This is a genomic window from Bacillus sp. REN10, from assembly GCF_016820555.1.
GTDB lineage: Bacteria > Bacillota > Bacilli > Bacillales > Domibacillaceae > Bacillus_CE.
Genome location: NZ_JADHDW010000003.1, coordinates 98,046 through 118,040, shown reverse-complemented (window position 1 = coordinate 118,040; position 19,995 = coordinate 98,046). Strand labels below are relative to the sequence as shown.

At 38.6% G+C, this 19,995-nt stretch carries 18 protein-coding genes, 1 pseudogene and 1 riboswitch; of the genes and pseudogenes, 2 read left to right on the top strand and 17 right to left on the bottom strand.

Going from position 1 to position 19,995, the window contains the following annotated elements; translation table 11 throughout:
* Positions 1-42: 42 nt before the first annotated feature.
* From IRB43_RS06060 to IRB43_RS06045, 4 genes and pseudogenes are all read right to left on the bottom strand, one after another.
* Positions 43-942 (bottom strand): annotated as a pseudogene (locus tag IRB43_RS06060) (sigma factor regulator N-terminal domain-containing protein).
* Entirely contained in the window at positions 942-1,382 is a 441-nt protein-coding gene (locus IRB43_RS06055) for an RNA polymerase sigma factor (protein ID WP_343070807.1), read from the bottom strand. The pseudogene IRB43_RS06060 and the gene IRB43_RS06055 overlap by 1 nt, the downstream one beginning before the upstream one ends.
* Before the next feature lie 281 nt (positions 1,383-1,663).
* Positions 1,664-2,359 (bottom strand): Type 1 glutamine amidotransferase-like domain-containing protein, encoded by a 696-nt coding sequence (locus IRB43_RS06050; RefSeq protein ID WP_203362554.1) that lies wholly within the window; start codon positions 2,357-2,359, stop codon positions 1,664-1,666.
* Positions 2,360-2,429: 70 nt separating this feature from the next.
* Positions 2,430-4,562, bottom strand: coding sequence for an ATP-dependent helicase (locus tag IRB43_RS06045; RefSeq protein WP_203362553.1), 2,133 nt, complete (start codon positions 4,560-4,562; stop codon positions 2,430-2,432).
* A 162-nt stretch (positions 4,563-4,724) separates the two neighbouring features.
* Between IRB43_RS06045 and IRB43_RS06040 the strand changes: the two genes are divergently transcribed.
* Positions 4,725-4,970 carry a YgaP family membrane protein gene (locus IRB43_RS06040; RefSeq protein ID WP_203362552.1) on the top strand — a complete coding sequence of 82 codons (246 nt, stop codon included), beginning with the start codon at positions 4,725-4,727 and terminating at the stop codon, positions 4,968-4,970.
* A gap of 115 nt (positions 4,971-5,085) precedes the next feature.
* Here the strand turns inward: IRB43_RS06040 and ppdK are convergent, their stop codons facing one another.
* From ppdK to IRB43_RS06020, 4 genes are all read right to left on the bottom strand, one after another.
* Positions 5,086-7,725 carry a pyruvate, phosphate dikinase gene (gene ppdK / locus IRB43_RS06035; RefSeq protein WP_203362799.1) on the bottom strand — a complete coding sequence of 880 codons (2,640 nt, stop codon included), beginning with the start codon at positions 7,723-7,725 and terminating at the stop codon, positions 5,086-5,088.
* A 2-nt stretch (positions 7,726-7,727) separates the two neighbouring features.
* Entirely contained in the window at positions 7,728-8,543 is an 816-nt protein-coding gene (locus IRB43_RS06030; RefSeq protein ID WP_203362551.1) for a pyruvate, water dikinase regulatory protein, read from the bottom strand.
* A 24-nt stretch (positions 8,544-8,567) separates the two neighbouring features.
* Complete coding sequence (gene ccpN, locus IRB43_RS06025; protein WP_203362550.1) at positions 8,568-9,209, bottom strand: transcriptional regulator CcpN; 642 nt, start codon at positions 9,207-9,209, stop codon at positions 8,568-8,570.
* A gap of 205 nt (positions 9,210-9,414) precedes the next feature.
* Positions 9,415-10,233, bottom strand: coding sequence for a GDSL-type esterase/lipase family protein (locus tag IRB43_RS06020; RefSeq protein ID WP_203362549.1), 819 nt, complete (start codon positions 10,231-10,233; stop codon positions 9,415-9,417).
* Between the two features lie 239 nt (positions 10,234-10,472).
* Between IRB43_RS06020 and IRB43_RS06015 the strand changes: the two genes are divergently transcribed.
* The gene (locus tag IRB43_RS06015; protein ID WP_203362548.1) at positions 10,473-10,772 is read left to right on the top strand and encodes a DUF6509 family protein; all 300 of its coding nucleotides are present in this window, start codon (positions 10,473-10,475) and stop codon (positions 10,770-10,772) included.
* Positions 10,773-10,872: 100 nt separating this feature from the next.
* Here IRB43_RS06015 and IRB43_RS06010 read toward each other — a convergent pair whose 3' ends face one another.
* The 9 genes from IRB43_RS06010 to IRB43_RS05970 all read right to left on the bottom strand — a co-directional run bounded on the left by IRB43_RS06010 (position 10,873) and on the right by IRB43_RS05970 (position 19,984).
* Entirely contained in the window at positions 10,873-11,010 is a 138-nt protein-coding gene (locus IRB43_RS06010) for a hypothetical protein (protein WP_203362547.1), read from the bottom strand.
* A 203-nt stretch (positions 11,011-11,213) separates the two neighbouring features.
* Positions 11,214-12,497, bottom strand: coding sequence for an acetyl-CoA hydrolase/transferase family protein (locus IRB43_RS06005; protein WP_203362546.1), 1,284 nt, complete (start codon positions 12,495-12,497; stop codon positions 11,214-11,216).
* A gap of 27 nt (positions 12,498-12,524) precedes the next feature.
* On the bottom strand, positions 12,525-12,692 hold the full coding sequence (locus tag IRB43_RS06000) for a hypothetical protein (protein ID WP_203362545.1): 168 nt from the start codon (positions 12,690-12,692) through the stop codon (positions 12,525-12,527).
* Positions 12,682-13,716 (bottom strand): ribonucleotide-diphosphate reductase subunit beta, encoded by a 1,035-nt coding sequence (locus IRB43_RS05995; RefSeq protein ID WP_203362544.1) that lies wholly within the window; start codon positions 13,714-13,716, stop codon positions 12,682-12,684. Before IRB43_RS05995 ends, IRB43_RS06000 begins: the two co-directional genes overlap by 11 nt.
* Positions 13,717-13,730: 14 nt before the next feature.
* A complete protein-coding gene (locus IRB43_RS05990; protein WP_203362543.1) occupies positions 13,731-15,956 on the bottom strand; it encodes a ribonucleoside-diphosphate reductase subunit alpha in 2,226 nt (741 codons plus the stop codon).
* 208 nt (positions 15,957-16,164) lie between these two features.
* Positions 16,165-16,339: riboswitch (cobalamin riboswitch) on the bottom strand.
* 256 nt (positions 16,340-16,595) lie between these two features.
* Entirely contained in the window at positions 16,596-17,225 is a 630-nt protein-coding gene (locus IRB43_RS05985; protein WP_203362542.1) for a metal-dependent hydrolase, read from the bottom strand.
* Between the two features lie 84 nt (positions 17,226-17,309).
* Positions 17,310-18,233: a DMT family transporter gene (locus IRB43_RS05980; protein WP_203362541.1), complete on the bottom strand. Its 924-nt coding sequence runs from the start codon at positions 18,231-18,233 to the stop codon at positions 17,310-17,312.
* A gap of 155 nt (positions 18,234-18,388) precedes the next feature.
* On the bottom strand, positions 18,389-18,694 hold the full coding sequence (locus IRB43_RS05975) for a hypothetical protein (protein ID WP_203362540.1): 306 nt from the start codon (positions 18,692-18,694) through the stop codon (positions 18,389-18,391).
* A gap of 159 nt (positions 18,695-18,853) precedes the next feature.
* Positions 18,854-19,984 (bottom strand): pyridoxal-phosphate-dependent aminotransferase family protein, encoded by a 1,131-nt coding sequence (locus IRB43_RS05970; RefSeq protein ID WP_203362539.1) that lies wholly within the window; start codon positions 19,982-19,984, stop codon positions 18,854-18,856.
* Positions 19,985-19,995 lie beyond the last annotated feature (11 nt).

Below are 19,995 nucleotides of genomic sequence, written 5' to 3'. Positions count from 1 at the left end.
AACAAAAAAAGAGAGACCAAATATTATCTGGTCTCTTGCTTATTATTTCTCCGGTTTAATATAAGGAACAATCGGTGCAGTAGCTCCTACAGAGGCACCACGAATACAATCTTGATTTTCTAAGACTTTGAAATTTTTAGTTTGGCCAGTCAGCATGACCCCTAAAATTTTCACTTCATCAAACTGTTTATTTTTATTTAATTTGAAAAACTCCTGGATTGCTTCGTGATTACCATCTGCATCATATTGTTTAAGTGCATCAATGAAGCCATCGTACGCTTCTTTTGGCGAATCAGATGGATCAAATCCATAAATCCGCATGCCAGAAGGTCCCTTACTTTCATCTACAATTGGTGATACCATATACAACCATACAATGTTTAAATTATCAGGAATTTTTGCTTGAATTTCTTGTAATGTATAAGGATGATCGAAAGAAATGGCCACTTCCGCAACGTGATTTTCCATTTTTGAAATTTCACCTAGTTCATTTTGCACATTATCATGGTATTTTTTAATAGATGGATGATAAAACGTTGCGACTTTATTCTTTGTTTGTTTATCATACTCGTAGAATTCCGTATCAGACCAATAAAACCCCGGTATTAACTCGTTATGATCAATATCAACACCAATCCAATTATATGGTACCCCATTGCACTACATAGCCATTAATGTTTTAGAACGATTTGTCACAATGCTTCCACCAAACATAGAGGAATTACTTGTAACTTGAGAATCGATTTGAATATTAGGTTCGGCAATCTCATTATGTAAAAAGAGCTGTTCGTGAAGTCTTGTAGAACTCTTCGCTGCAAAGTAATTTCCAACTTTATAAAGGATCGGTAATAGTATAAGTACAACGATAGTTGAAATAGTGACGACTTTTAGTAATTGTTTTCGTTTAGCCTTTCTTAAAGCACCTTTTAACGAAGTATCCATTAATATTCTCCTTCTATGTTTGAATGAATAGATGTACGCGCGCGATATAATTTTTGTTTTACACTGTCTACTTTAATATCCAAAATAGACGCAATTTGTTCATACGAAAAATCATAGTAATACTTTAAAAAGAAAACTTCTTTATAGTCCTTTTTGATGTCTTTTAATAAATAGCCAATCTCATCCTTATTTAAAATGACATCAAATTCGCGGTCTGTATGTTGTAGCTTTGAGTAAATTTCCTCGGTTAAGTAGATGTTTCTCTGCTCCTTTTTTCTTTTAAAGTCAATATATTCATTGAGTGCGACTCTAAAAAACCATGGACGTATATTGCTCTCTGTTAGATCATCCAGCAGTGTATATACTTTGTAAAAAGTGTTTTGAATGATATCTTCAGCATCTTCTTTTTTGACTCCTTTCGCTAGTAATAGCTTGAACACTTCCTCTCCTTAATTGATAAGATAGGAGGCCAGTATGTTTTCTTTCTTCATCATTTTTCCTCCCTATACTTATACAACGAATAAATAACAATAAATGTATACACTTAAATGAAAAAAATTTGATTTATTAACGATTCAATTTCCGAAATTAAATAATTTTATGATCTTACACATAATAAAAACACCAAAATCAAAACCGCTCTAAAGCTTCTTCGCTCTGAGCGGTTTTCTAGTAACTCTATCTCTAAACGGGTTTTGACAGCCAGGTTTTTAATTCGTTCTTAAAGAGGCTTATCTTGTTCAAAAGCTCGCTTCAATATTTTTCCATCCTTAACTTGAATCTCCCAAGCCCTTAAAGGTTCCCCAATTAGTTCAAAAGTATTATTTTCTACATACAACGCACAATTATCTTCTAAGGCAAGTGCAAGTGCTTTTTCACCACCATTTTGAAGAAGTAGATTATGAAAGTCTTTCGCTCTATCTGCCTGATTGTAATGTGGACAAAAGATTTTATTTATGACATTCCACCCGAGACTCTCTATATACCCTGTACCTTCATAGTTTGAACGGATGCCACTTTTAAACCAACAAATCGCACCTGCACTTATACCAGCAATTAAGCTCTGCTGTTTTAGTGCTTTAATTAGCTTTTCATCAATTTTATATTGATTCCACTTCTCCAGCATGTTGATATAATTTCCTCCACCCAAGTAAATCAAATCAGCAGAGTTAATTATCTCTTTTAATTCCTCTTCATTTGGATTTTCATTAATGCAGCGTAGCACATTAACTTGACATGCTAACTGGTTTTCAAAAACCTCTATAAAGTCTCTTATATAATCCTCATCATCATTACTTGCAGTAGGTATGAATAAAACTTTCGGATGGTGTTTGTCAACTAGCTCAACTATTCTTTTATTAATATGAAAATGATCTAAATGTTTGATAAATCCCCCACCTATTAAAACTAATCTCATAACTAACAATTCTCCCTCGCCCTTAGAATTTCCGGTTACTTTTAAAGCAAGGACTGTTCTACGGCTACTCCTATATTTTTTCTAGCAATCCCATCTCTAAACAAGTAGCCACAGCCAGCTTTTTAACACCCTCTTGAAACTGAATTTCAATCATCTCTTTAGTAAGTTGAATAATCTCTCCACTTCCAAACACTCGATGTTTCACTTGTTTCCCTACTGTTAATTCTTTTCTGTTTCGGATCGCATTAGGGTTCTGTGCAGACACTTTCTCCCGAATAGTTTCCTCTTTCGGATTGATTAATTTTTTTACATCCGTGACAAATCGAGATTCCGTTGTCATTTTCCCATCACGCACTCGGTAATGAATCAGCTCTAAATGGCGTTTCGCTCTCGTCATTCCGACATAAAAAAGCCGAGTGGCTTCTTCCATTTTCTCTTCTTCTCCTCTTTTATCATCATCGGAGGATGGAATGATTCCTTCAACTAAATCAATCATATACACCCGTTCAAATTCCAATCCTTTCGCGCTATGGAAAGTAGAAAAAGTGACAGCATTCTGGCCTTTTCTTGTTTTAGCCAGTTTTAAAATGGATTCTAAATGCTTGAGCCTGTTCGCAAATTCCTCCATTGTTTCTAACGTATCTGCAATCTCTTCTAGCGTGTTCAAAATACCAAATACATATTCCTTACGAAATCCTAGCGTTTCACATGTCTTTTCCAGTGCTTTTTCATAACCTAACCGATCTCGAATGACACGAATCGCATGCAATGGCGGCATCCCTCTCATTTCTCGGAAGGTCTCTTTACAAGTTTTTAATTGTTTCACTTGATAGTCGCGTAGCTGAACATGATTTAATAAGTTATCAAACACCGATTCATTGTTATGAATTTGCTTCAATGTTAGCATTTGCTGTTTGCTAATGTAGCCATTGAATTTCAAATGAATTTTCTCTAAAATATCTGGGCGTTTATCGGTAAACGTCATGCGCATAAAATTTAAAATATCTTCCACGACCCAATGGGAGAAAAAGCGATTGTCGGCATCCTTCATATAAAAAGGAATCCCGGCACGGTCAAACTCATTCATTAACATAATAGAGGAAGAATGATTGCGATATAAAACAGCGACTTCTGAAAGTTTTGCCGCTTTCTGAATTTCTTGCACTAAATATTTCGCTTGATATTTATAATCTGCTAAATCCTTTACTTTAATCGGCTCAGCAGAAGGATTGTCCGTAAACATATGTTTATCGTAGCGCTGTTTGTTTCGTTTAATAAATTGATTCGCTGCATCGACGATCTCTTGAGACGAGCGATAATTTTGTTCCATAAATAAAATTGTAGCGTTAGGATACACTTGCTTGAAATTCAATAAGTAGGAAGGCTCGGCTCCCCGCCAACTATAGATGGCTTGATCATCGTCTGCTACCACACAAAGATTTTGATGTTCTTGAACAAGTTTTTCAGTAATGGCATGCTGCACCATTGACGTATCTTGGCTTTCATCTGTCAAAATGTAATCATACCTTTGCTGGTATCTCTTAAGAAACTGTTGATTCTCTTTCAACACTTGATTAGCGATCGTTAGCATATCATCATAATCCAGCAATAATTGATGCGTGCCCGTTTTCTTATAAGTTTCGTACTCACGAAAAATCCGCTCCGCTTCCGGAACACTCACTTTAACAGTTAACCACTTATCCTCAGGAATCATCTTATTTTTAATAAAACTAATATACGACGTCAGTTCATCCATTTGATCTTCCGTGATATGTTCACCGACAATCGATTTAAATAAATTTCGGAGGATGATCTTTTTATGTACTGGACTTTTATCCCCCTCAATCATTTGATAGGGTGTTCTCGTTTCACGAAAATACTCCCGCACCACTTCAAAGGCCAAGCCATGAATCGTAGAGAAATCAACAGCTGGAAGATCAGGGAAAAAACGTGCAAAACGCAACTTCATATCATAAGCCGCTGCCCGACTAAATGTAATCGCTTTGATCCGTGATGGATTTATCCCTTTTTCTTCAATCAAATAACCGATCCTCATAATGATCGTCGTTGTTTTCCCCGATCCTGGAGAAGCTAACAACAATAGCGGTCCTTCCGTTTGAAGCATCGCCTGTTGTTGCATTTGATTTAACGAAACACCCAATTCATGTTTTTTACGAACAAAAAAATCCGCTTTTACAACCATTTTTGAATGACCCTTTCAACCGTTCCATACTTTTCTTTTAGTATAACATCAAATTAAAGGCGATTGGGAAAAGAGGAGCCCATTTATTTTGAAGCATAAAATACAAATGAATGGGAATTATAACACTATCAATGAAAGACATTTTGTAAAGGAGAAACGACAATGAAAATCACATCCAATATCGGAATCATTAACGCTCTCATTCGAATCACTCTCGGTTTTACCGTTTTTGCATGGAGCACTTCCAAACTCGTGAAACAGCCTTGGAGAAACTCTTATCTGGTCATGGCCATGTTAGGTGGAATGAAAATAGGTGAAGGTATTTTACGTTTTTGCCCATTAACAGCCTTATTTAATAAGAGACAAGAGATGATGGTTTACAATTTCAAAATGGATGAAACAAATTAAGCTAAATCGTTTCATGTGCAATTATAGAGTTAAATAAAAAGAGCTATCCCATCGTCAAACACTTGACGATGGGATAGCTCTTTACTTACATCATACTTTTATTACATTTCTTTTTTTATTGATTTCGAATTGTCGCTTGTGCAGCGGCTAAACGAGCAAGTGGCACGCGGTATGGTGAGCAGCTGACATAATCTAAACCTGTTTTGTAGAAGAATTCGATGGATGTCTTCTCACCACCATGCTCTCCGCAAATACCTGTTTTCAGCTGCGGCTTCGTTGTGCGTCCAAGTTTCACACCTGTTTCGACCAATTTTCCGACGCCATTTTGATCAAGAGCAGCAAATGGATTTTCTGGAAGCACTTTGTTTTCGATATAAGCTTGCAGGAATTTACCCTCTGCATCATCACGGCTGTACCCGAATGTTGTTTGTGTTAAGTCATTCGTTCCAAACGAGAAGAAGTCCGCTTCCTCAGCTACTTCGTCCGCTGTTAATGCCGCACGTGGAATTTCAATCATGGTACCGATCGTGTACGCAACCGTTTGGCCTGTTTCCTCTTGGACAGAGTGAGCCGCATCAATAACAACTTGACGCATTTCTTTTAGCTCATTCACATGCCCTACAAGCGGAATCATCACTTCTGGTTGTGCAGGAATGCCTTTTTCAGCTAATTGAGCTACCGCATAGAAAATTGCTTTCGCTTGCATTTCATAAATTTCAGGATACATCATACCTAAGCGACAACCACGAAGACCAAGCATCGGGTTATGCTCATCTAATTGACGCACCTTTTTCAATAATTGCTCTTTTGCTTTTAGTTCCTCTGATTGCGGATCTAAAATTTGCAGTTTCGTCACTTCTACTAGGAGTTCTTCTTTATTAGGTAAGAACTCATGAAGTGGCGGATCTAGTAAACGAACGGTGACCGGATGACCTTGCATCGCTTCGAAAATTCCTTCAAAGTCGCTTTGTTGCATTGGTAAAAGCTGATCAAGCGCTGCTTTTCTCTCAGTAAAGTTCTCCGCTAAAATCATTTCTTGTACAATTGGGATTCGTTTGCTGTCCATAAACATATGCTCTGTACGGCATAACCCAATCCCTTCTGCTCCAAATTCAAATGCTTTCTTCGCATCCTCTGGTGTATCAGCATTCGCGCGAACGTTCATTTGACGTACTTCATCTGCCCAAGTAAGCAGTTGCTGGAACTCATCAGATAGCTCTGGGTCAATCATCGGTACTTCTCCAAGCATGATCTCACCAGTCGCGCCATCAATTGTGATAACATCACCGTAATGGACAACGGTATCGCCTACAGTAAACTGCTTCGCTTTTAAATCGATTTTCAACGTTTCACAGCCGCAAATACATGCTTTCCCCATACCTCTTGCAACAACAGCTGCATGGCTTGTCATTCCGCCACGGCTTGTAACAATCGCTTGTGACGTAACAATACCATGAATATCATCTGGTGTTGTTTCAGGACGGACAAGAATAACTTTTTGTCCTTGATTCGCTAATTGCTCTGCTTCATCGGCATCAAACACCACTTGGCCGGTAGCAGCTCCTGGAGACGCTGGCAATCCTTTTGCTAACACTTCTTTTTTGACTGAATCATCAATACGGCGATGAAGTAATTGATTTAATTGATCTGGATCGACACGAAGAAGCGCTGTCTCTTTATCAATAATTCCTTCCTTCTCCATTTCGACCGCTATGCGAATGGCCGCTTGTGCCGTACGCTTTCCGTTACGTGTTTGCAAAATAAATAGTTTTCCGCGTTCAACTGTGAATTCGATGTCTTGCATTTCTTGATAATGTTGCTCTAATTGGTGACATGTCTCTGTAAATTGTTTGTATACTTCTGGCATTTCTTCTTGTAAGGTCGCAATCGGCTGCGGTGTACGAATACCTGCTACGACATCTTCACCTTGAGCGTTAATTAAATATTCACCGTAAAGAATGGCTTCGCCTGTCGATGGGTTTCTTGTGAAAGCAACTCCTGTACCAGAGTCATTTCCCATATTTCCAAATACCATACTTTGAATATTCACCGCTGTTCCAAGATGGTCAGGAATTTTATTTAGACGGCGGTAAATAATCGCACGCTGGTTGTTCCAAGAGTTAAATACCGCATTGATCGCTAGGAAAAGCTGTTCCTTTGGATCTTGCGGAAAAGCTTTTTTCGTATGTTTTTTCACAATTTCTTTATATCCAGCGATGACTTCTTTCCAATCTTCTGCTGTTAACTCTGGATCGGATGAATACCCTTTTTGTTCGCGAATTTCTTCTAACAGCTGCTCGAAATAGTATGTATCAATTTCAAGAACAACATTACTGAACATTTGAATGAAGCGACGGTAAGAGTCATAAGCAAAACGCGGATTATTCGTTAATTTCGCCATTCCGATAACCGTTTCATCATTCATCCCAAGATTTAAAATCGTATCCATCATGCCAGGCATGGAGAAGACAGAACCAGATCGGACAGATACAAGCAATGGATTGTCAGCATCCCCAAGCTTTTTGCCCATTTTTTCTTCTAAACGGCTTAACGCCTCAAGCGTTTGCTCTTGTACCATCGAAGGAATCGTTTGACCAGATTCATAGTAAGCATTACAAGCTTCTGTTGTAATTGTAAAGCCAAACGGAACGGGTAAACCGATGTTTGTCATTTCTGCTAAGTTGGCTCCTTTCCCTCCTAGCAGTTCCTTCATATTACCTTGGCCTTCATGAAATAAATAAACAAATTTTGTCACCATTAAAAACTCCTCTCTTTTTTCAACACTTCTAAAATTAAACCAGCTGTTTCTTCCACTGCTTTATTGGATACATTAATGATTGGACAGCCGACACGCTTCATGATTTTTTCTGCGTAGTCCAGCTCACCTAAAATCCTTTCAAAGCTGGCGTAGTTTGCTTTTGCCCCTAGCCCTAACGCCTTCAAACGTTCCTTGCGTATTTCATTTAATTGATCTGGAGAAATGACTAAACCGATACAGTTCTTTCTTGGAATTTGGAACAATTCGTCCGGCGGAGCCACTTCAGGAACTAACGGAACATTCGCCACTTTAAACCGTTTATGAGCTAAATACATTGATAATGGTGTTTTGGATGTACGCGACACACCAATCAACACAATGTCCGCCTGTAAAATCCCGCGCGGATCACGCCCATCATCATATTTCACAGCAAATTCGATCGCCTCAATCCTGCGAAAGTATTCTTCATCAAGTTTCCTCATCACCCCTGGACTATGATGAGGCTCTTTATGAAATCTTGTTTCAAATGCACTCATTAAAGGGTTCAATAAATCAACGGCGATAATCCCTTCTTCTTTAGCCCTTCTATCTAAATACTCTTTTAAAGAAGGAATAACGATCGTATAAGCAATGATCGACAGTTCGTTGCGCGCTAACGTAATAACATCCTCAATGTCTTCAATATCTTCCACATAGGAATTTCTGCGAATGTCTACTTTGCTGCCATTAAACTGTGTGGCAACCGCTTTTACGACAAACTCAGCTGTTTCTCCAACCGAGTCAGAAACTACATAAACCACTTCTTTTCGCTCCAATACTTTAGCAACTCCCCTTAAATGTTATTGTCCTTCAATGATTTCTAAATAAGCTCGTGTGATGGTTGTTTTCGTAATTCGCCCAAGGAGCGAATATGTATTCTTCCTGCCGTCAACTTTCTTCACAACAGGTAAGGAATCAATATGAAAATTAATCATTTTTTTCGCCGCTTCCATCAACGTATCTTCAGGATCAATAGTCGTAATATTTGGCATCCTCGTCATAATCACACTGACTGGCACTTCTTGAAGATCTCTATTTCCAAGAGCCGCTCTCAGTAAGTCTTTCCGAGAAACTACCCCGCTTAAATATCCCTCAGAATCAACTGCGTAAAGTGTGCCAACATCCTCTAAAAACAATTGAACAATCGCTTCGTAGACGGAAGCTGATTTCTCCACGACAATCGGATTGGCTTTAAAGTCATTCACTTTTTGTTGAATAAATCGTTCAGAATGACGCATCATTTGTAAGTCTTTATTATAAAAATAACCAACCCGAGGTCTTGCTTCTAAGTTCCCGGAGCTTGTCAAAATCGCGAGATCTGACCTTAACGCTGCCCTGGAAACGGAAAGTCTCTTTGCAATTTCACTTCCTGTTATGGGTCCGCTACGCTTTACAATTTGAAGAATTTCATCTTGGCGATCGGATAACTTAATGATTACCACCCTCTTTTTCACAATAAGTGTGTTACATTTTATGAAACACCCACAAAAGTGTTATACTTATTTTTATATAATGTATCATATTTATCGAAAATAGCAAAAAGAAAATTTGACAATATAGCAAAAAAATTTAAAAAAACTGCAAAAAATGATTAAGAATAGAGTTGCTTTCTCATCATTTCTCGCAGTTTCTCCTTTAATATTAAGCTTAAGCCGATTTTACAAATGGTTTCTTCCTTAATTGTTTAAGCATTTGTTTAGAAAGTGCCGCATAGCCTAGTGAATTGGGATGAACACCATCTGCTGATAAATATTGCTGGTGCTGGCTGTTAATCACTTTCGTTGTTTGCATCACTAACGAATAATCCAAACTGTTGGCTAATTCATAAATTTTAACGTTCCATTTTGGAAGCAGCTGATCAGCAACAGCATAAAATTCATGATTTTGTTCAAGGGGGTTATACATTTCTAGAAAAACAATGGTTGCCTCTTCATTTGTTTCTCTAATCTTTTCAGCTATCTCTGTCAAATTATTCATAAATGTGGATTGCATGGAGTCAAAGGATTGAAATACTTTTTGGTAATCCACCCCTTCCATTGTTTGTAAAATGTCATTTCCCCCTACATTAATCGTAATTAAATCTGCATCTTTTATTTGCTGATCAAATGTTCCTTTTTGCACTAAAGCGTTCAGTTGCGAACTACTCACGCCAGGAATACCTTCATTTTGCGTAATCACATGTTTATTTGTTTGCTCCTCTAATTCTTTGGAAAAGTGATCAACAAAGTTTTCTTCTCCTTCCGCTCCAATACCGGTAATAATGGAATCACCGATCGCCAAGTGGTTCAAATACGTTTGATCTAGCATTCGGAAATGATCAATATAAGTAAACGCTTGCGGTGAAGCGACAGTAACTGCTTCTTCTTGCATTTGATTAATTTTATATTTAGGATAATAAATCCAGATAGAAAGTCCAATGACTACACTCACTACAAGCGACAATAGCGACAAGAAAAACTTCTTCATGGGAACCTCCTCTATACCATGTATGTCATGCTAACTTCATTATATATGTTAAAACGAGTCATTTCTCAAATAAATGAAATAGTCAACTAAAGTATTATTAGACTATTTTGCACGTTTTTTTAAAGAAACATACGGAAAAATATTTTTTCTCTACTTTTTTCGTTCATTCGAATAGATGTCTATCCATCTTCAATTGTGTTAGAATAAGAAAGATATTTCTTAAAAGGATGGTCATAGAAATGAACATAACTAAACATACAGTAGAGTGGTTAAAAGATCCGTTCGGGTTATTATCCGGGGAGCGCTATGAGTTCCGTTTGTACGCAGAGGTAGATGAGGAGGATGAATTGTACTCTGAATCTGGCTTCTACATCCGTGTTCTGTATATGGTAGATGATGAACAAAAAAAAATCATTCACTATCACCTCTATGACCGAGCAACAGACGAAGTGCTCGATTTTGAATTAGAAGATGATGAAGTGGAAATGATCTCTAGTTATTGCCACGATCATTATCATGAGGTTGTTCAAGAGTCATAAACATATGAAAACCCCGCCTATGAACAGTTTCTCTGTTACTGAAGCGGGGTTATTTTTTATGGTTATCTACTTGAACTTCCGTAATCAACACAACCTTTCGTTAATTTGCTTTTTTAATATACTCTTGCAATTGTTCTTCCGTTAAATGCTTAATAAAGTGATGAAAGTTAATCGACTCCATTCCATAGCTTTCGCAAGTCTCCGTATAATATTGATAAGCGATGCGATACATTTCCATTGTTCATTCCTCCTTAACTGTTATATAACAACCTTAAGTTGTTGTTTATAATATATAACAGATTCTTATAGGTGTCAACGACTTGTTGTTTAAAATAAAAGAAATTTTCTGACTTCAAACCAAAAGAAAACTGGCCCCAGCGAATACCTCTTTCCACTTTAGATGGAAAGTAATCGATTGCTTAGACCAGTCTCATTTTTAATCTATATCAAATAACCCATTTCTTTTGCTTTCTCCGTTAATTCTTCTCTAAAATCCGGATGAGCAATTTCGATTAGAGCAGCTGTGCGCTCACGAATCGTCTTGCCGCGTAGTTTTGCCACTCCAAATTCAGTCACGATATAATCGACATCGTTTTTGGAGGTAGTCACCGGTGTACCTGGTGCTAACATTGGAACAATTTTTGATATTTTACCATCCTTTGTTGTTGAATGAAGGCAAATAATCCCTTTTCCGCCTTTCGATCTTCTCGCACCAATACCGAATTCTGCTTGTCCCCCTGTCGAAGACCAATACAGAGAACCGGCTTTTTCTGAATTACATTGCCCTAAAAAGTCGACCTCAATCGTGGCGTTAATCGTTATCATACCGTCAATCTCAGAAATGCGGCTAATATCATTCGTCTGATCAACAGGCAGCATATAGACCTGCTCATTTTCATGCAGGAAATCATATAACTTTTGTGTGCCGAAAGCAAAGGTTGCTGTTGTCTTTCCTGGATAATCACTTCTTCCGATATTCGATACAGCCCCGCTTTTCACTAAATCAACCAGCTTATCGGGAATCATTTCTGTAAATATATTCAAATTGTGGTGGTTCGTTAATGAGTCCATCACAGCATTTGGGATCGCTCCGAATCCAATTTGTAAGCTGTCGCCATCTTTAATTAAATCCGCAATATAACTTCCGATTTTCTCATCCTTTTCCGTCACTTCAGGTGTCGGACTTTCAAGGAGTGGTTGATGGTTTTCAATTAGTGCTGTTACTTCTGAAATATGGACTTGGTTCATTCCGTATGTTCTAGGCATATATTCATTGACTTCAAGCAAGATCTTTTTCGCTTTTCTCGCCAATGGCGCCGTGTAGTCACAATTTGTTCCTAGCGAAAAATATCCGTTCTCATCCATCGGTGCCACAGTAGCCATAATGACGCGTTCATTCGTTATTTCCTCTAATAATACAGGCACATCCGAAAAATGATTAGGCAATAAATCCACATCTCCAGCATGAAACGCTTTTCGGTCTCCACCTGATAAAAACATAGAAATTACCTTTAATTCATCTGGATGCTTCTTGATCGCAGGTCTAGCTGTTAGTAATTGAAATAGCCTATTTCTTTGCAAGTCAGTTCGGTTTTCCAAAGCGGCTAGTAAGCCAGGGGGCTCGCCAGGTAAAAGAGGGACAATAATATCTTCCCCTGCTTCAATACAGGCGATTGCTTGTTCAGCGCTAGTTAATAATTGACTGTACTTTTTTGTGTGATCCACGGAACGACAACTCCTTCACTCGACTGTTTAATTACTTATGTAGAGCCATTCTTTCTTATCAAGAGAAAATTTCCTCTCCTCTTTTATCATATACTGCGTTAACGCCTTGTCAAGACTTCCGTATAAAACCACTCCTGCCAATAGCTGGTCTACCCACTTCTGTTTCCTCTCGTTCTCCTCCTCTTTACAATTCATCAAAGCCGTTCACCTCGCTCGTTTTTGTGTAAGCTCGTGATTTTTGTTCAAAAAAGTCGGTTTTCCCAAGGTCTACTTCTTGATAAGCAACAATCCAGCGCATCGGATTCGTACGGTACCCTTCAAACGGTACCTTGAATCCAAGCTGTTCCGCGCGCTTATTCGCCATAAATTTAATATAGCTTTCTAGTTCATTCATTTGAATACCGTCAATTTTATGCCCGATAATATGTCTTCCCCATTCAATTTCAAGCTCAGCTGCTTTTTTGATTGTGTCTTGTCCATATTGCTTTAATTCATCCGTATCATATTCAGGGTATTCTACTAATATTTCTTTATAAATTTTCACAAATAGATCCACATGCAGTTGTTCGTCACGATTAATATAGTTGATCATCGTACTCGTTGCGATCATCTTTTGATTTCTGGCCAAATTATAAAAGAAGGCAAAGCCGGAATAGAAGAATAACCCTTCAAGAATGACATCATATATGATTGAACGTAAAAAATGATCCACCGTCGGCTCTTCCGCAAACGCTTCATACCCTTTCGTTACAAAATCATTGCGCTCTCGTAAAATCGGTTCACTTCTCCAATATTCAAACACTTGATCTTGTACGCTTTTATCTGCCACACTTGACAAGACGTAACTGTAAGAATGGTTATGAATCACTTCTTGCTGAGCGAGCATAATCATTAATGCGTGAAGACTTGAATCGGTTAAATAATCCGCTGCCCGGCCGGCATAATCGGTTTGAACGCTATCCAGTAAAGCAAGTAAACCAATGATCTTTAAAAAAGCTTCTCTTTCAGCTGGCTCCAATTGATCAAATTGCTGGCGGTCCTTCGTCATATTAATTTCAAAAGGGGTCCAAAAGTTGGCTAGCATCCGCTTATATTTAGGATATGCCCAGCTGAATCGGACATCATCCCAGTTTAATATATTCGAACTTTTTCCATTAATAATCCCTGTAGAACAGTTCGGTGCTTCGCGGTCAATAAGTTTTCTTTTTTCTAGTTTCATGTGATGATGCCTCCTTATGAATGACAGCTGTCGCATTCTTCAATATTTGATGCAGTCGATCGCACATAATATGTGGTTTTCAGCCCAGAATCCCATGCATCAAAGTGCAGGTTCAGTAGAGCTTTTGCTTTAATATCATTGCGAACATAAAAATTAAACGATATACCTTGATCGATATGGCGGGAGCGTTTCGCATTTTGTTTAATGCTCCAATGCTGATCAATATAGTAAACGGATTTATAATACCAAGCGGTCTCTGCCGTTAAATCAGGCGCTGTCACTGGGATTTTATAATCTTTCTTTTCTTCCATATACTCTTTGCGGAAAATTGGATCAATGCCGGCTGTTGACCCAGCAATTAATGCGGTTGAAGAGTTCGGTGCGACCGCCAGTAAATAGCCGTTTCTAATACCGCATTCACTCACCTTTTCCTTTAAACGTTGCCATTGCTCATTTGTATAGCCTTTTTGTTCAAAATAGCGACCATTCTCCCAATCAGATCCATAATATGCTGGGTAAACGCCTTTTTCTTTCGCTAAGTCCGCACTTGCTTCAATTGTTAAGAAGGCAATCTTTTCATATAATTCATCACAATAAGCGACCGCCTCGTCGGACTCCCATTTCAATCCCTTTAACGCAAGCAAATGATGCCATCCGAATGTGCCTAAACCAATTCCCCGGTATTTATTGTTTGTTAATTGTGCTTGAGGAACGGCAATGTCATTAATATCAATCACGTTATCAAGCATTCTTACTTGAATAGGAATAAGCCGTTCTAAAGCGTCATCTTTTACCGCTCTGGCTAAGGAAATAGAAGATAAGTTGCACACAACATAATCTCCCGGTTCCTTGGTTACAATAATTTTTCCATCCTCTGTGTTCTCTTCCGTCACTACCGTTGGGCTCATATTTTGGCAAATTTCTGTACATAAATTACTGGCATAAATCATTCCAGCATGTTTGTTAGGATTCGCTCTGTTGACTGTATCGCGATAAAACATGTAAGGTGTGCCCGTTTCAAGCTGGGAAATCATAATTGCTTTCATAATGTCAATCGCCGGTACGATCTTTTTACTTAGTGCAGGGTGAGCACAGCATGCTTCATATCGCTCTCTAAATGTTCCGGAACCTTTCTCCTCATCAAAAGCATCTTCAAGGGAATAACCCATCACTTTTCTCACTTCATGCGGATCAAATAAATACCAGTCATCTCGAGCTTCTACTGCTTCCATAAATAAATCTGGGATGCACACTCCTGTAAATAAGTCATGTGTCCGACGGCGTTCATCTCCATTATTCAATCTCGTCTCTAAGAAAGAGAAAATATCTTTATGCCACACGTCTAAATACACCGCAATGGCCCCTTGGCGCTGACCGAGCTGATCCACAGAAACAGCTGTGTTATTTAACTGCTTCATCCATGGAATCACCCCTGAACTTACATGTTTAAACCCTTTAATATCACTGCCTTGACAACGAATTTTGCCGAGGTAAATTCCCAATCCTCCGCCATTTTTACTAAGCGTTGCCGCATCTGTATTAGCATCAAAAATACTGCGGAGACTATCATCCACTGTATCAATGAAACAGCTAGAGAGCTGACCGTAAGATTTTCCAGCATTCGCCAACGTCGGAGTGGCTGTCGTCATATATAAATTAGATAAAGCCCAGTACGCTTCTTTCACTAATTGCATACGATGATGCTTCGGCTCATTGATCATCAGCGTCATTGCAATGATCATCCATCGTTCTTGCGGAAGCTCAGCTGTTTGCTTTTCATGTGTTCTAGCAAGATAGCGATCACTCAAAGTCACAATTCCTATGTATGTAAATAAACGATCTTTACTTGGATCAATCACTTTGCCTAATTGTTCAATTTCCTCTTTGGAATACTTTGTTAACAATCTTGGATGATAAATTCCTTCATCAGTTAGTAATTGAACTAGCCCGAGAAAACTGCCATATGGATGAGCGGACTCACCTCTCACCGCTGTTGCTTCTTTATATAAATTTTGTAAATAAAGCTTAGCCGCTACAAATGTCCAATCCGGTTCTTCACTTGAAATTCTCTCAACAGCTGCCTGTAAAAGTAACCGTTGTAATTGTTCTTCTGACCAATGTTCTTTTTGAGAAGCCGCCGCTTCTATCTTTTCTTGAACACTAGATAAATCGAGATTCGGATACTCCATTCCGATCCCATCTATCATTTTCTCGACCCCTTTTTGTATCATTTGATTCATTTTATTGGCTCCTTAAGACATATTTTTATTTCGAAAGAGACTTCTTGTTTAAAAAATAAAACAAAAAAACCACCTTTCTATGAGAAAGATGGGATTAGAGCGAAGAAATATTACAAATTAGTCAAACTGACATAGAGAGTCCTCTAAATTCGTTGATTAATTCATAATTGACATTTTCCCCGCGCTTTCTTCCCAACTCCCGAAGAAGAGTAAACGCTGTAAAAAGGCAGGTCTCCTGACTTGTGCTTCATTCTTCCGAAGGCCCTTCCCGTCTTAAGACAGTGGCTCTACCTTGGTCGTCTGCACTTACAGTTGCGGGTACAGTTCCGGACTTTCACCGGATTCCCTATTATGCATATAACACCTTTTTACTGGTTTTATACTAAATATAGATTTTATTTTCAATAAAACACTAAATATTGTGCCTGAATCATTATAACAATGGGTTATCATTTTAGCAAGTGATGATTTGCCCTTTATGTTTTTTAACTTGCATTATTCAATCGTTAGATTCTGTTCCTTTTGTTCCTTCATTTGCTTACCAGTGCATGAATTTGATGACGCTTTTACAATATATTTAGGGTGGGGAAAATAATTTATTGTTTGAATTTTTCACATAGTGTTTTTGTAAAAAATAAATTAAAATTCTTTATTAAAAATTGGTTGGAACCATCTGATCCCTTTTTTATTAAAGGACCACATTTTCATATCTGCAACTAGATGGCTTGTGTAAGCGAATACCGATGACAAAAAACCGCCCTCCAAGCCGACCGCTTGTTCAAAATGCCAAGCAATATAACCGAAACAGGCGACGCCAAGTAACGAATGAGTTAATGAGCGATGCGGCAAAAAAGAAGAAACAATAATAAATCCGCTTAAAAGCATCACCCAATAAATATCAGCCTTCCAGCCAACATAAGCTAGTATCGCTCCAGTTAGAAATAACATCGTCCGCTGTTTAATAAACAGTCTCGGCAGCAATAATAAACAGACGCCGATGATGATTCCTGCTGATTTTGTAAAACTAGATAAATGCAGGTAACTATAGCCGATTAACAAAACGCCACATAAAGCAAAAAATAAAATGAGCCATTTCTTTGAAATTGTAATCCGATTAGCTAACTTGCCGTTCACATCAAGGTCTGGTGCAAGCCCGGCAACCGCTCCGAGGCCGATCAGGGATGCTGTTGAAAGCGGATCTGTTTGTACATACATCGCCGTTACTAATCCCGTAGCCCCTCCAATCGCTAAATGAGCTGATCCCTTCATGAAAGATCCTTCCCTTCCTTCTTATTTCGACTCATTATAACAAACAAACGTTCTCTTTTCTACAAAAAATACTGCCTCTTATGTTCAAGAGACAGCATTTTTTCGATTGATAGAGGGGACTTTTTTAGGTGCTTTCGTTGATAAATACACACCGAAAACAACAAACAACCCACCGATCATTTGATAGGAGGTCAACGTTTCCTCAAGAAAAATAATTGCAAATAAAGAAGCAAACACAGGAATAAAGTTTAAAAAGACCCCTGCCTTATTCGGACCAATCGCAGCCACGGCCGTATTCCATGAAGTGAAAGCCACAATCGACGCAAAAATACCGATATAAGCGACTGCCCCCATGGATGTCAACTTCCAATTCACTACCTCTTTATACAAAAACAATTCGATGAATGAAAAAGGAAGTAAAACAACTAAACCGAGACTGATCGCTACAAAAAAGGTGCTGTATCCAGGTAGCCTGCCGGCATATTGCTTTACTAAAATGGAATATACGCCCCAAAGAACAACCGCTCCGACAACAAGCACATCCCCTAAGTTAAATGTAAATGACAGCAAGTTGCTCCAATCTCCTTTGGATAATATAAACAAAACACCAGAAAGAGAAATAAGCGCCCCTATTAATTGATTGCGATGGAGCCGCTCTCTAAAAAAGAGAAAAGAGAGTACAAAAATGATAATAGGAGTAGATGAATTCACTAATGATGCATTGATCGATGTCGTATAGTGAAGCGATATGTATACAAGAGTGTTAAAACCGGCAACGCCTGTTATAGCCATTGCAATTACGATGTGAAAATGTTGTTTGATCGCCGGCCAATCTGTTTTTAAATTCTTTCTTACAAAAGGATAAAAAACTAGAAAAGCTGTGCACCAGCGCAATAAAGAAAGCGTATATGGAGGTACGTCATTTGCTACTGCCCGACCGATCACAAAATTACCTCCCCACAAAAGAGTCGCTAATACGAGAAGTATGTATGGAGAAGGCTGTTTCATTTGATCACCACTTTCGAAAATAATGAATGTTCAGTATTTAATAAGCCAACTGCGTTCAAGTTTGCTTTTAATATGGAAAAGCCAGGCTTCGCCCCCACAACATTTCTCTTCTAGGGAAGAGGAGCCGCGAAGAAGCCTGGCATCTTTAAAAGTGACTATTCCTTTTCAACTACTTGAAGAAGCCAATCTTGAACCATTTCAATATACTCCGCCGAAACATCCATTTCGGCCAGTACAACACCTTTTCCAATAATCTTTAAACCTGGTACAAGAGCTGGCTTTTTAGGATTCATAGAGTATACAACTGTATCTACATGATGCAACGGAATCCGAACATTGGTCACTAATCCCCTACTTACTAAATATCCATTTTCAATCTTGATTACGTTCTTTTTCCATGAACATTCGGCATCTGTCATGATACATTCTAAAGCTTTCTCTTCATCCGTAAAAATCGCCATTTGAATACCCCTTTATTCGGTAAGTGTTTTTGACAATCTTACGGTATCAGCTTTCGCCGTATTTGTAAATAAGACTATTTGTTGAGAAAATATAATCTTTTCAATCTGATCAACATGAATTCATTTGGCAGCTACTCACTGAACCATTCATTCATTCATTCATGAATAGTTCTGTTCTTTCAATACATCTTGTAGTGCGGCTAACAGATATGTAACATTTTCTTGGCGAGCATTGTAGCCCATCAACCCAATTCTCCATACTTTCCCTTTCAGTTCACCTAAACCGCCGCCGATTTCTAAGCTGTATTTCTCCAACAGCCGTTTGCGAACCGCTACATCATCTACTCCTTCTGGAATCTTTACAGAAGTTAATTGAGATAATCGGTACTCTCGATCCACAAGAAGGCTTAATCCCATCTCTTCAAGACCGGTATGAAGCTCATCTCCATAAAGTTTATGGCGTGCAAACACATTCTCCACCCCTTCATTGACGATTAATCTTAATGCTTCACGCAAAGAATAAATCATCGTAATAGGAGCGGTGTGATGATAGAAACGCTCACTGTCTTCACTCCAATACGCTTGAATCATCGATAAATCTAAATACCAACTTTGCACTTTTTGTTTTCGCTTCGCCATTGCGTCAACAGCACGAGAACTGAATGTCACTGGTGCTAACCCTGGAGGAGCGCTTAAACATTTTTGTGTACCACTATAAGCAGCATCTACCCCGATGCGATCAATGTCCGTCGGGCATCCACCAAGACTAGTGACCATATCGCATATAAACAGCGCATCGTGCTCATGAACAATCTGACTCAATTCTTCTAACGGTTGTCTGACACCTGTGGATGTTTCTGCATGTACGACAGCCACAGCCTTCACCTGTTTATGATCTTGTAGCGTTTCTTTGATTTGCTCCGGATCAATAATCTGTCCCCATGGCGCTTTCACTTGAATCACTTCTGCCCCGCAACGCTCGGCCACATCGACCATTCTCTCACCAAAAAGCCCATTCACCCCAATGATTACCTTGTCACCCGGCTCTATTAAATTCACAAATAATGTTTCCATCCCTGCGCTTCCTGTTCCAGACATCGCCATCGTTGCTTTATTATTTGTTTGATACACTTGGCGCAGCAATTCCATTGTTTCATCCATAATGGTTAAAAACGCGGGATCTAAATGTCCTAATAATGGTGTCACCATTGACTTTAATACATGTGGATGGACATCGCTTGGACCTGGTCCCATTAAAATTCGTTTTGGTGGTAAAAGTTCACTAATCATCGATATTCCTC